Source organism: Fluoribacter dumoffii NY 23 (assembly GCF_000236165.1).
GTDB lineage: Bacteria > Pseudomonadota > Gammaproteobacteria > Legionellales > Legionellaceae > Legionella > Legionella dumoffii.
Map to the genome: position 1 here is coordinate 2,378,842 of NZ_CM001373.1, position 12,277 is coordinate 2,391,118.

The following is a 12,277-nucleotide window of genomic DNA, read 5'->3' on the forward strand; positions in this document are numbered from 1 at the left end:
CATGCATTATCAGAATAAAGCGATTTTACTTGCTTCAAAACATGAGAAAGAAAAGGCTATTTCCAGTGTATTTTTTGATAGACTCTCGTGCACACTTGATGTGCACGAATTTGATACCGACCAATTTGGTACATTTACTGGTGAAATAGCAAGGACATTAAGTGCCTATGATACCTGTGTTTTAAAAGCAAGACGCGCTGCAGAACATTATGGGTACGACCTGGCAATTGCGAGCGAGGGAAGTTTTGGCCCTCATCCCGCGTTTCCATTTATTCCCAGTGACCATGAAATTATGGTGTTTTTAGATCGCAAAAACAATTGGATTATTGCAGAGCAATATATTACGCCCAAAACAAATTACCGCGTGATGACCATAACCCCTCAAACAGAGCTCAACGATTTTTTAGAAAAGGCAGGTTTTCCCGAGCATGCAGTAACCCTGCAAATTGACAGCGACAAAACCGTTGTTGCGAAAGGGATTAAAGACATCAAGACGCTCGAGAATGCCTTGCATCTTGGGTTTAAACAAACTAAGGAGCTCCTACTTGCAACGGATATGAGAGCCATGATGAACCCAACAAGGATGTCTGCAATTTCTGTTCTCGCTCAAAAGTTAGTCGAGCGAATCCTATGTTGTTGTCCTAGTTGTTGTACTCCTGGTTTTGGGTTTAAAGAACGCTCCGGTCGTCTTGCTTGCAAGGAATGTGGCTCTGTAACTTCCTTATACCAGCAAGAAATATGGGGCTGCATCCAATGCGATTATCGCAGCACCCGTCCTCGAAACGACGGTTTGGAATCAGCAGATCCTCAATATTGTGATACATGTAATCCCTAAAAAATACTCCGGTTATGGGTATAAAGGGGAAAGAACATTTAACTTTGAATCATTATGAGGTCTCAGCTGTTGCCGCTAATTGATGAGAGCGTTAAAACATGAGATGACATCAACACAGGGCATCGAGCTCCAAACCATTCATTAAAATAATTAGAACTCGGGTAAATGCTCATCAAGGTTACTAATCGGCATTACTGCCATTTCTTTCCAGGTAAACCGTTATTTGGAAAGGGGGCAACCTTTGTCTTTTAAAAATCCTTAAAATTAAAAGTCATATAACCTCCCTGTGTATTCCACTAATAGTATACCTGGTTATAGGATAAAACTGCACAATCGTTTTTATAGGACCGGCTGCGTTCAGGTCTCGTTAATAAAGCCAGGATTGTCCCTTAAAAGGATTTATTTGCTCTAATTAGCCCCAGTGCAAGTGGACAAATTAATATATCAATGTCATAGGAACCTAAAAATAATCCTCTTTAAAACAATAGGTTAGCTCGAATTGTATTTTTGCACGCAAGGTATGTGGTAAAAATTTAACCTGTTGCCCTATGCATAAACCCAATATTATGGAATAATTATTGACCATTTTTGGCAAATTTAGTTTACTTATATGAAAATTAAAGCATTTATTTTGATGTTCTCTATTTTTTTCCCCGTCGCTTTATTTGCTAGTGGGACTTGTCCTTTAGCAAACGGAATCAATGTACATACTGCAAAGCGAGTTTTAAATATTTGTAAAAAGGGAACAGTAGTCAAATCCTTTAAAGTAGCTCTCGGATATAGAGGCGTCGGTAAAAAGAAGGCGGGGGATAATAAGACCCCCATTGGTTTATATGGATTAGCCTATCCTCGAAAATCCAGTCAATTTAAAGTCTTTATTCCAATTCTTTATCCAACCAGCAAGCAACGGGCGGCAGGGTATACTGGGCGAGATGTAGGTATCCATGGACCAACTCAAAACTCTGGGCTAATAAGTTGGTTAAACAATTTACCCAATTCAACGCGTGGATGTATTGCTGTTGGCAAAAATAGTTATATTGAATATGTAGCTCAATGGGTCAAAGCAAATCCCGGATCTAAGGTTTTAATTATTTAGGAAAATCGAAAACCTCTCCTACATAAAAACAGGCTTATTTAGCAAATATATTAGGAACAACTGCATGGATATCAAGTCCAAGGCCGGTTCATCCCCCTTCAACAACTGGATTTAATAGAAGTCCAGTTGTAGATGTGAATCTAATTCATTTTCCACTACATGACTAAAAAGGGCTGGCATTTTTTCTTGGATTTGTTGGAGCAGAAGTTCATCTGCTTGCTGATTATTTTGCAACAGAATTATTTCGTGGGAAGGAGTCTCAAAAAATTTATCCATTTCTTTGGCATATCGCGGACTTACTTTACTTTCTTTATTTTGAAAGCGGCTGGTAATGAAATTTTCGCGAACCCTGGGTGCAACATCGATCATTACAAATTTAAGATCAGGTATGGCATTTAATAGCTTAAGCCGATGTTTGTCGAGATACATCGCTTGGGAGATAACGAAACTCTGCGTTGGATTTTTTTCTTTTTGGTTTTTAATTACATCAATCAGAACAACAACAAATTCATCTATCATATCGGGAGTCATTTGTTCGTCTTCAATTAAACAGTCTAACATTCTTGGGGTGATATGATTATCTCCATCAATATGGAGAATGTTCTGCTTTTCGAGCAGTCTGCCTACATAACTTTTTCCCGAGCCAGTCTTACCAAATAAAAAATAAATGGTCATTGTTTCTACCGATATCACTCTATTAAATAAACATACCTTAAAATAAGGCGCAGGGATATTGATTTATCCAGTAATCCATCTGCTACCTTCAGAAAGTTCAAGTCGGATTTTAGAGTTTTTAAAAGTACCTTTATCTTTTTCCTTTAACATACTTCGCAATGTTTTTTAAGATATTTTGAAAGGATCAGGTACACGCCATTTGTCCAACCAAATCCAATCTCATTGGTATTATAACTGTACTTAATTTTATTATCAGTTTGCGTATTGATAGCATGCACATCATATTTTTCGAATATAGCCTGATCCTTTTCAAATCCCCTATTTACGGTATTTATAAACTTTGCGGCAACTTCCATGGCATATTGCTCGTAACCATATTTCTCAAGGCCAATCGCTGCAAAGTATTGCAAGGGAGCCCAACCAAAAGGTGCATCCCATTGTAATCCCGAATCATTTGTGCTTGTTACAATGCCGCCTTTCATGAGTAAATCGGGTAAATGTTTCACTACGGCAGCAGCTTGGGCTTTGGAAGCTATTCCTGCCCATAAAGGATAAAAGGTGGTAGCAAAAGGATAATGCTTTCGTTTTTTCTTTTTAAAGTTGTAATCCAGATAATAACCTGTCGCTTCATCCCATAAATAACGATTTATATTGTCCGCACGTCTTTGTGCACGCATCTGCCATTTGCTTGCTTCTTTATTACTACCTAATAGTTCATGTATTTTTTTTATGTCACATTCCATTTGGTATAATAAAACATTCAAATCTACCGGTGCATAATCCAGAATACCTGCCCCAAATGGTCCGTATTTTGCAGTAATATCAAAGCCAGACTCCCTGATAGTTCTGTCGGCAATAAAAAAATAATTCGTCAGTCGATTTTTTGTGCCGTCATAAAAAAGCTTTTTATCATAATCCGAGACCTCGTGGGTTTTAAAATAATTTAATACTTTTTGGTAATACAAGGGAGATTCTTCAGGAGTACGCCCTTCCCCGCCTGAATAATAGCGGGATAAGCCAATATGCGGAATCGCATGCGGTGCTGTTGTCCACAAACAGTAAGTTTTTTCAATTGCAGGCAATGTAGACTTTAACCAATCCTTATCTGGGACTTTACCATAGTACGCCAATATCATTTCCGTGAGTAATGGAGGCTGGGTTCTTCCCAGATAATACGTGCGGTTGGCATTTAAAATCATCCCATAATTTATTACTTCATAAATTAAATTGTCCACCATATTCCTGGCAAGACTAAACCGCTTATTTTCAAGCAGTCCCAGCTCAATGAAAAAACTATCCCAAGCATACATCTCATTAAATCGTCCTCCGGGTACTACATAAGGATAAGGGAGATAAAGGAGCCCATGCTTTTTAACCCGCACAGCATCCTTAGATAAATAAGCGAATTTTACATGGTTTGCTATTTTTGGATTTTTTGTTTCGACTTCTTTGAGGTTTTCTCCCGGAGGTAAATAAACTATAAGTTCATCTACTGATAATTTAGGATCAAAACTCGATTGCAGCCAATCTTTCCGAGTTAATAAATCCCAACTCTTATCAATGTATTGAGTCACTTTTAATTCAATATCATCCACTTCCCTGGAAAATGCATTTTTAAAAAATAAAAGGAGTACCAACAAAAAATAAAATACCCCGTGGTGTTTATAGATTTTACACAAGATAACTTCCTTTTTTCTAGATTTAAATAGATTTGAATTTACAAGAAAGCTTGAAAGGAATTGGCCAACAAATTGCAACTAAGTCTTTTAGCATACTGGGCTTTAGGATGATGAACTCGATGAAACATAATTAAAATTCCTTTTTATTATTTTTTATCTATTCAGAAATAAGTCCTTTCGCAATAAGTTTCGGTTGATTAACTCAATGAATCAATTTAGCCCCCCGGAACAATAAATCTCATTATCTTCTATGCGCGCTGTAACAATAATGAAAATAAAAATCTATACTCACAAAATGTTAGAAGAGAATCTAATGCAGTCTTTATAACTAAGTACAATGGGAAAAATAAAAAAAATCGTATCAACGGTATGTCGATTCTTTTACATCTTAATAACAACAGCAATCAATTTCAATCTTAAAATGGATTATTCTGTTGCAAAAACTGATGAAAATTTAAAAGGGACATTGCTCATGTGTAAGTAAATTTTTGATTTGGATGTTAAAAAAAATTTCTCATTTTTTAATCTAATGAGATAAAAATTGAAGGTTCCAGATCAATAAACCGTTTGATTAATTGCTGCCAAAAAGGACGATACAAACTATTAAATAAGGGATGTGAATCATCGACGGGAAAACAAGGCCCATGGTTCGCCTCCAACAACCAGAGCTTATTACCTTTTGCTTCCACCATAAAATCAACGCCGAAACAAGCAATACGGGGTTGCTTATCTTGCCAAACAGGAACAAATTGCTGTTTCAATGCCTTTAATAAAAGTTGACAGGTAGAAATAATTTCCATTTTGTATTGCTGAAAAATCACTATTTCATCACTTAGCCGTTGAACTACGTTCATTCGTTCATCACTGAGATGTTCATTGGTGAGATGGGCTTCCAGTTGATTGAAATTATTTTCCTGATAAGGTTTCAAAGCAATATTCAAATAACCGCTGGGAAATAGTGCTGAGCCAATATGTGTGGACACAACCAACAATACCCGAATAGAAAATTTATGACCCAATTCAGGCCCCTGAATTAATTGCGGTTTGACGATATAGCGTTGCAAAACCTGAGGGCCGCCCATGCGCTGATGGGAAAGGAAATGAGATTCAATGGAGTTTAAGTCATGAAAGATATGAATATGCTGTCCATTATTTAACATCGATGGCTTTAATATCCAGGGCAAGTGGGCATATGGGGAATGTGTAATATCGTCTAGAACAATGGGCCAAATCTGATCATCGATATAAAAGGTTTCGGGCATTAAATATCCCAGATGATTTGCCTGTAAAAAGGACGCGAGAAGATGTTTATATTCTAATGTATTGCTAACCAAGGTTGAAAACTGGAGCCATTTTTCATTGACTGAGGCCAGTGCAGAAAACTTGCTTGGCTTCCATCCTTCTTCTTGCAAAAAACGAGCTAAATTGGCATGAGTTGGGGTGTTGATTTTTAAATTAAATTTTCTCATAACTTTTAAATTTACATTAATTCCACATAAAAAGTATAGGTTCATTCAATTAATTTGTGATTAAAAATTAATTGTTTTCAAGGTATTCCAGGCTGCCCCTGTGCGTAAACAATGATAATATGTGCAAAATTTAATAATAATGATTTTATTTTAAACTCCTGCCAAGACAATGAGTATTGCTTTCAATAAACCCTATTCACACAGGAAAACTATTCATGCGCCTGAATCTTTTAAATAAATAAACAAACCGACCAAATAATCTCGGAATAAAAAAAAACCAAACCCATTTTTCTTGATTTAAGTTCCAATCTCGTCAAAAAAACAACAGCAGAACTTGAAGCCATACTGGACGCCGTCAAACACATTGGAGAAGAACTGGTTCGGATCTAACATTGAAAGTACGCTGACTCAAGTAGCGATGGAAGGAGTCAACCAATTTAATTGCCCTTAAGAATACTTTGGAAATTTATCATTTTGACTTGCGGAGGAATAGACTGTTTCTAACCAAAGAAGCAGTATCTCCTCCGAATTTTTATTTTGAATGAATTTTTTATTTTTATATTTCCATTGCAACAATTTTCCATTATTGAGCCATTCCCAAATTTGGGGAGCAATATAACTGTCCTTGCAAATAGTGGGAGTATGGCCTAAGAGATTGGCAACCTCCAACAAACTGTTTTTAATATGTTTCATGCGCAGATTTTTTATTTCCAGAAGTTTTAAAGCGCGCGAAAAAAATTCCCGGGTAGCAATCCAGGTTCTGAAATCTTTTGCTGTAAAATGATGCTGGGTCACAGCATACAAATATTCATTGACATCTTGGGAAGTAACCACTCCAAGTTCTTGATGTTCCTTATAATATTTAAAGATTTCATATCCGGGGATTTGCCCACAACATTTCAGAATTTTCACCACATTTTTCTCTTCCACTTCAAAATTCCAGAGATGCTTATTTTTACCTAAAAACTTAAAAGTCACTGATTTTTTTTTATGCTGCATGTGTTTTTTTCTAAGGGTAGTCACCCCGAAAGTTTTATTTTTTTTAGCATAGACCTGATTTCCTATTCTGACCGAATAATTATCGACTAAAAAAAGGACAGAGCAGATGATTTGATTTTTATCAAGTGATGGGGGTTTCTTTATTTCTTCATTTATCTTTTTTCTTAAAGAGGAAAGAGAGCGGCCAAAATCCAGTAAAGACCTAAATTTTACATTTTCCCGCAGTTTAACCCACAGGGGATGGTAAATGTATTGTTTTCTGTTTTTACTGTCGCGCCCCATAGCCTGAATATGACCATTTTCGTAAGGGCAAATCCATACTTTGGTGTAGGCAGGGGGAATGGCCAGGGTTTTTATACGCTCTAAAACCTTGGGATCGGTTATTTTTTTTCCTGCAGGAGAATAATATACAAAAGACCTACCCTGCTTTCTTCTCTGGATGCCCTGAATGTTTTTTACATACATTAAAGAGCTGGTTATCTCTTTATTCATAAGCCGCTTTTATTTATTAGAAACAGGAATTTTGAAGTTCAATCTAAAAAAACCAGTTAAGTTAACTATAGCAACTGGGTTGAAGAACTCCATTTTTTCTTCACCTAAGGCATTTAATTTCAAACCGGCCAAGGGCTCAGGTATAAGTGTTAATAGGGTGCAAATTACGTGAATTAAACACTCGAAAAAAATGGTCTATACTTATCTATACTTCATTAAATTTATATTTCATTAATATAAGGAGGTTAAAATGAAAAATAAATCGAGCAATCCAGGAAAAAAATCAGATTTAAATAAAAAAGGCAGCATATCGTCTCCTGGTAAGAGCACAGGTACTAGCCATCATTTAAGCGATGCAGATCGTAAAAAAGGTGGGCAAACTTCTCGTAAATAACATGTGTTCCCCACTAATAGAATTTAGTGGGGAGTTTTCCTCTTAAGCACCGCTCTCGAATTTCTCCTTTTCAGGAAAATCATTTATGTACATCATATGAGTTTACCTTGTCTGCAAAACCACAAGGAGCCCGCCTCTCCCACGGTGTAATTTTCTATAAAGGAGAAGAACTGTCTAAAAACAAGCGCAGAATGTTATTCCTACGCTTGTCCATTTGACGGCCTCGAAAAAGCATTAACTATTTTTAGGTGGTGCAGCAAGTCCTATAAATACCACCATCCCGTCCCCACCGGGATTAAAATAATTATTACTATAAGGAAGCGGCTTCCAGTTGTTTGCACACCATACATTTCCAGCCTGGTCAGAAATAGCATGGGTTAAGCGCATTAAAGGATTAAAACTGGGAGGTCCACCTGCTCCATTAAGCGGAGTACCATCTGCGAGCAGAACCTGACTGCCGGCACTTGGTAAGGTATACCCTATGGAAGGAGATATGGCATCCCCGGTAGTTAGTCCTGAAGGACATTTGGCTGTATTAATTCCGCACAGTTTAGAAATTGAATATTTAGGAGGTAAGCCGTTCCCCTCAAAATTGGCTACCCAGATGTTATCGTCGCCGTCTACGGTAACCCCCCATGGACCGGATATGCCCCCTCGATTATTGTAAGCAACAAAATTTCCGCTAGGGTCAATTTTATAAATTGTGGAATCTCCTGTAGATGCTACCCAGGCATTGCCTTGCGAATCTAAAGAAATTTCCCTGGTAGAGCTACCAGGTGGTAACTGGACGTCCAGGGTTTTTATTAGTTGGTTACCAGAAATGATGTATTTATTTATTACAGAACCTGTACCCGCACCCGATTTGCTGTTACTCACCCATGCAGAGCCATCTCGAGCAATAGCTATTTCGAAAGGTCCACTGTTGGCAGGCTCCTGGTAATATATTACAGAATTTGGATCCCCATTTAAATAAACGACTATACGGTCATTACCATAACTGGCCATCCAAATATTGTTATTCCTATCAGAAACAGTACCTTGAACCCTGTATAAAGCTGTAATATAGCCAAGGGAGCCTGAAATTGGGATACCTGTGGGGGAAAACTGAGATACACTCCCCTCGCCTCCCGGAGGTAAACAGTTAGCGCAACTTCCCCACCCGAAATTTCCTGTCCATATATCCCCTCTTGTATCAATAGTAATTCCAAACGCATTTCCTAAAAGGCCACCGCCAAAAATGGGAGATGTGGGAGTTCCATTCATTCCATCCGCAGGTTGGCCATTTGGCTTTAAAACAATAAGCCATTGCGATGAATCGGGCGTACCTTGAATCACATTATTCGTTATCCACGCATAACCGTTTTTATCAAAAACTGTTTTGGCAGGCCCGCCGAAAGGTGCAGCCAGACTGCCTGAATTATTAAATTTTACCGCTAGAGTCCAGGCATCAGGTTTAAGTTTTAAAGTAGGTTGATAAAGAGAAAGCAGATTTGATTGAATAAAAATACCAGCTAAATTATTGGTTGGATAATGGGCTATATTTAACAATGCATCCAAGGTATTGGTAGGCGAAAAACCATTGATTTTGGTCAGTGAGAAGAGCGACGTACAAGCACTCGAATTTCGTACACAAGATGCAATCAAATTAGATAAATTGTTGAGGGAGCGCATCGTATTGGTTTGATCAGCATTGGGCGAGGCTTTAATCACTTGCGATAAAGTACCTAGAACCGGTGAAACCAGATTATCATTCATCCCTGAGGCAATCTTTAACCCCAAAGACGAACCAATAATTTCCCCGTTCTTAAAAAATTGTGCCATTGAGAAAGCCGCACCTACTGTTGTCAATTCGTTAATGGTGATAACCGGTAGAAGAGTCCCACCTATTATCGTTGCCAATTTGGTGTTATTCCCCAATCGCGCGATTGCATAAAATGACTTTGCTTTAGATCTTTGTTCTGGAGGGACATAAATATAAAATTGCCCGGAACTATTCGTAGTACCAGAACCGATAGGTATTGCAGAAGTCGAACTGACGCTGTAAATAGTGACATTAGCATTCACAAGCGGGATTGCAGAGTTAATGCCGCTTTGCACTCTCCCTTTTACTGTAGCCTCCAAAGCTTTAACATTCAGGGGTTGGTTTGTTCCTGCACAAGCAGGAACATTAGGGCTACAGACAAAAATATGATGTTTGGGATCCGGATCATGTGGATTCACTGCCCCAGAAACCGTAAGTTTCAACGTACAACTGGCACCTGCAGCCAATGTAAAATTTAAGCCGCATAAATCAGGATACTTTGTATCGGTGACGACTTGAGTAACATTGAGCGGTAAGTATTTAACAAAACCGCCTGGAAGGGTACGTCGGGTGTTATTAGTTATTGTGTATAATGCTGTTGCAGTATTTCCTGTCACCAGTTGGGTAGGTAATACAGTTCCTGCCTTGGGTACCACATTGTAGGCAACCCCATAGCTCACAGTACTTAACGAGGTGGCCGCGATAAACAGAAAGAAAGAGGTCATCCTTTTATTCTTTTTCATTTGTAAATTCCTAAATTAAATAACTAACTTGAACAATACCTTCCTGCAGGTAAAGATGCCCTGATGTCAGGGTCGGGGTGAACGGCAGATCATCAAGGGTTCCCCTACCAAAATCCGCATCACCCAAGCCCACATAACGATACCCGATACCTAAACGCCAATGTTTACCCAGGTCCAAATCCATACCTAGGCCAAGGCTGTAGGCAAAATTGCTGGTGTTATGATCCTCAAACTCAGGGGTAAAGGTTAGGAAGGGCGGCACCTCTACTTCATAATCAGAAGCCTTATTGAACGCAGCCCCCAACCCAAGGGATACGTAGGGGTGAAAAATTTCCTTAATAGAGTGTAATAATTTCCCCTCAAAAAAGAGTTGGCTGGTCTTTACTTTATAATTATAGGCGAACTCATCAGTTGATTGCTCATCGATTCCTTGCAACAAGATACCACTGCCTGAAAAATCATTAGGCCTGTAAAAACCAATACCCAGCTGTAAATCCCATTGTGAAGCAAGCGGAATTTCGGTACCAAGGGATCCGCCCCATAACATTCGATTTGAATGCGAATGATCAGACGTGTATTGATAAATTGTAAAATCCCCTTCCCTAGTTATCGTTTGTGAATGTCCTGTCTTGGCTGCAGCGACACCACCCGTTAAAATAACAAAAGGATGGAACCAACTTAAAGGTTTTTGCTTTGACGGGGAAGGTAATTCATTAGCTTTGGCATATCCAGTAGTGGAAACCAGAATTACTGAGCTTAAAGCTACAAAAAAAGAACGTATGGAAAAAGAGGGCGGGAAAAAATCCGCTGGTTTTTGTCTCATCATAAATATCCCTGGCAGAGTAAATTAAATAATTGCTGCTCCTGCGTTCTTAGCCTTCAAATGCAGGAAATACATAAGTTGTTAAATAATAAAGGTATCTCTTAAAAAAGTGGTTTCACAAAATAGCCGATTTTAGGACTTTTCTCAATGACAGGGTTTTTAAATAAAGTTATTCTAAATTAAGATGCTTCTTCCAAGGGAAAAAATGGATCCAGTAACCCACGCAGTTTTAGGCGCAGCTTGCTCTCAGGCAATTTTGTATAAAAAAGATAAACAGAATGCCTGGATTGTAGGCGGATTAGTAGCCATGACACCTGATTTGGATATATTCATACGTGAAGCCGGCAATCCCATGCTGTTTTTTCTCTATCATCGTTACTTTACCCATTCCCTGGCTTTTATCCCGGCAGGGGCGATACTTTGTACTTTAGTTTTGCTCATTTTCAAACGCTTTCGACGCAATTGGCAATTTACTTTCCTGGCAGCTTTAATTGGATATGCAACTCATGGCCTGCTGGATGCCTGTACCAGCTATGGAACTGTTTTATTCTGGCCATTCTCAGAAATCAGGGTAAGTTGGGATATTGTTTCTATAATTGATCCATTTGTAACCGTTCCTTTATGTTTAGGAATTATAGCCACACTCATCTTTAATAAAAGGCAACCCGTTATCATTGGCTTAGCACTGGTAAGTTTATTTTTGGCCTTTAATATTTTTCAACATCAACGGGCTCTTACCGCCGTTCGCACAGAACTTGCTAAACTAGGAGTAAACCCCATGAAAGTTAGGGCCTTTCCGCAATTATTAAGTTCAACAGCATGGAGAGGCATTGCCTTAAATGCAAATCATCTGGAAATCATCGATGTTTTAACCCCTCTTAACAAAGAATCAAAGACTCAATTAAAACAAAGTTATCCCTCTTTTTCTTATCAGGAATTACCTGATTATGTAAGTGACTCCCCTTCATTACTGCGTGATTTTAAACTATTTAACTGGTTCACTGATAATTATCTTATTACTGTAAATAACAACCCGCTTTTGCTTGCGGACGGTCGCTTTCTAGTGGACAGCAATGCGGCAATTGCTTTATGGAGTATCCAGTTTTTACCCACTCAAAAGCATGTAAAAGAACTGTCCTTTTTGCGGATTGGCAATCATAAAAAATAAATATGCTCCCTGAATGATGGATATTTTTTTGATCAGCTGAGTTTGTTTTACACTTCTGATTAGCGCTATAATTCAAAAATACTCATGCACCCTCTTTTCCAGG

The 12,277-nt window shown here is 38.3% G+C and carries 10 protein-coding genes; 4 read left to right on the forward strand and 6 right to left on the reverse strand.

The window, feature by feature from the left end:
• The first annotated feature begins 1 nt into the window (after window position 1).
• Both KYQ_RS10725 and KYQ_RS10730 read left to right on the forward strand, forming a co-directional pair.
• The gene (locus KYQ_RS10725; protein WP_010654270.1) at window positions 2–835 is read left to right on the forward strand and encodes a DUF6671 family protein; all 834 of its coding nucleotides are present in this window, start codon (window positions 2–4) and stop codon (window positions 833–835) included.
• Between the two features lie 610 nt (window positions 836–1,445).
• Window positions 1,446–1,931 carry a L,D-transpeptidase family protein gene (locus KYQ_RS10730; RefSeq protein WP_010654271.1) on the forward strand — a complete coding sequence of 162 codons (486 nt, stop codon included), beginning with the start codon at window positions 1,446–1,448 and terminating at the stop codon, window positions 1,929–1,931.
• A gap of 111 nt (window positions 1,932–2,042) precedes the next feature.
• Here the strand turns inward: KYQ_RS10730 and KYQ_RS10735 are convergent, their stop codons facing one another.
• The 4 genes from KYQ_RS10735 to KYQ_RS10750 form a co-directional block, all read right to left on the reverse strand.
• Entirely contained in the window at window positions 2,043–2,606 is a 564-nt protein-coding gene (locus KYQ_RS10735) for a hypothetical protein (protein ID WP_010654272.1), read from the reverse strand.
• A gap of 143 nt (window positions 2,607–2,749) precedes the next feature.
• Window positions 2,750–4,285 carry a trehalase family glycosidase gene (locus KYQ_RS10740; protein WP_010654273.1) on the reverse strand — a complete coding sequence of 512 codons (1,536 nt, stop codon included), beginning with the start codon at window positions 4,283–4,285 and terminating at the stop codon, window positions 2,750–2,752.
• Window positions 4,286–4,806: 521 nt separating this feature from the next.
• On the reverse strand, window positions 4,807–5,754 hold the full coding sequence (locus tag KYQ_RS10745; protein WP_010654274.1) for an ATP-grasp domain-containing protein: 948 nt from the start codon (window positions 5,752–5,754) through the stop codon (window positions 4,807–4,809).
• 447 nt (window positions 5,755–6,201) lie between these two features.
• Entirely contained in the window at window positions 6,202–7,245 is a 1,044-nt protein-coding gene (locus KYQ_RS10750; protein WP_231294544.1) for a DNA topoisomerase IB, read from the reverse strand.
• A gap of 250 nt (window positions 7,246–7,495) precedes the next feature.
• Here KYQ_RS10750 and KYQ_RS19155 point away from each other — a divergent pair, with 250 nt between their 5' ends.
• Window positions 7,496–7,639: a hypothetical protein gene (locus tag KYQ_RS19155; protein ID WP_019350063.1), complete on the forward strand. Its 144-nt coding sequence runs from the start codon at window positions 7,496–7,498 to the stop codon at window positions 7,637–7,639.
• A 234-nt stretch (window positions 7,640–7,873) separates the two neighbouring features.
• On the opposite strand, the gene KYQ_RS10765 is transcribed toward KYQ_RS19155, so the two are convergent.
• Both KYQ_RS10765 and KYQ_RS10770 read right to left on the reverse strand, forming a co-directional pair.
• On the reverse strand, window positions 7,874–10,183 hold the full coding sequence (locus KYQ_RS10765; RefSeq protein ID WP_010654277.1) for an NHL repeat-containing protein: 2,310 nt from the start codon (window positions 10,181–10,183) through the stop codon (window positions 7,874–7,876).
• Window positions 10,184–10,193: 10 nt separating this feature from the next.
• A complete protein-coding gene (locus tag KYQ_RS10770) occupies window positions 10,194–11,009 on the reverse strand; it encodes an outer membrane protein (protein ID WP_019350064.1) in 816 nt (271 codons plus the stop codon).
• Between the two features lie 202 nt (window positions 11,010–11,211).
• On the opposite strand from KYQ_RS10770, the gene KYQ_RS10775 reads away from it, so the two are divergent.
• A complete protein-coding gene (locus KYQ_RS10775) occupies window positions 11,212–12,174 on the forward strand; it encodes a metal-dependent hydrolase (RefSeq protein ID WP_010654279.1) in 963 nt (320 codons plus the stop codon).
• Window positions 12,175–12,277 lie beyond the last annotated feature (103 nt).

What these genes read in the sequence shown, in the direction of transcription:
- KYQ_RS10725 (WP_010654270.1), top strand. Translation starts at nt 2, where the DNA reads ATGCATTATCAGAATAAAGCGATTTTACTTGCTTCAAAACATGAGAAA.
- KYQ_RS10730 (WP_010654271.1), top strand. Translation starts at nt 1,446, where the DNA reads ATGAAAATTAAAGCATTTATTTTGATGTTCTCTATTTTTTTCCCCGTC.
- KYQ_RS10735 (WP_010654272.1), bottom strand. Translation starts at nt 2,606, where the DNA reads ATGACCATTTATTTTTTATTTGGTAAGACTGGCTCGGGAAAAAGTTAT.
- KYQ_RS10745 (WP_010654274.1), bottom strand. Translation starts at nt 5,754, where the DNA reads ATGAGAAAATTTAATTTAAAAATCAACACCCCAACTCATGCCAATTTA.
- KYQ_RS10750 (WP_231294544.1), bottom strand. Translation starts at nt 7,245, where the DNA reads ATGAATAAAGAGATAACCAGCTCTTTAATGTATGTAAAAAACATTCAG.
- KYQ_RS19155 (WP_019350063.1), top strand. Translation starts at nt 7,496, where the DNA reads ATGAAAAATAAATCGAGCAATCCAGGAAAAAAATCAGATTTAAATAAA.
- KYQ_RS10765 (WP_010654277.1), bottom strand. Translation starts at nt 10,183, where the DNA reads ATGAAAAAGAATAAAAGGATGACCTCTTTCTTTCTGTTTATCGCGGCC.
- KYQ_RS10770 (WP_019350064.1), bottom strand. Translation starts at nt 11,009, where the DNA reads ATGATGAGACAAAAACCAGCGGATTTTTTCCCGCCCTCTTTTTCCATA.
- KYQ_RS10775 (WP_010654279.1), top strand. Translation starts at nt 11,212, where the DNA reads ATGGATCCAGTAACCCACGCAGTTTTAGGCGCAGCTTGCTCTCAGGCA.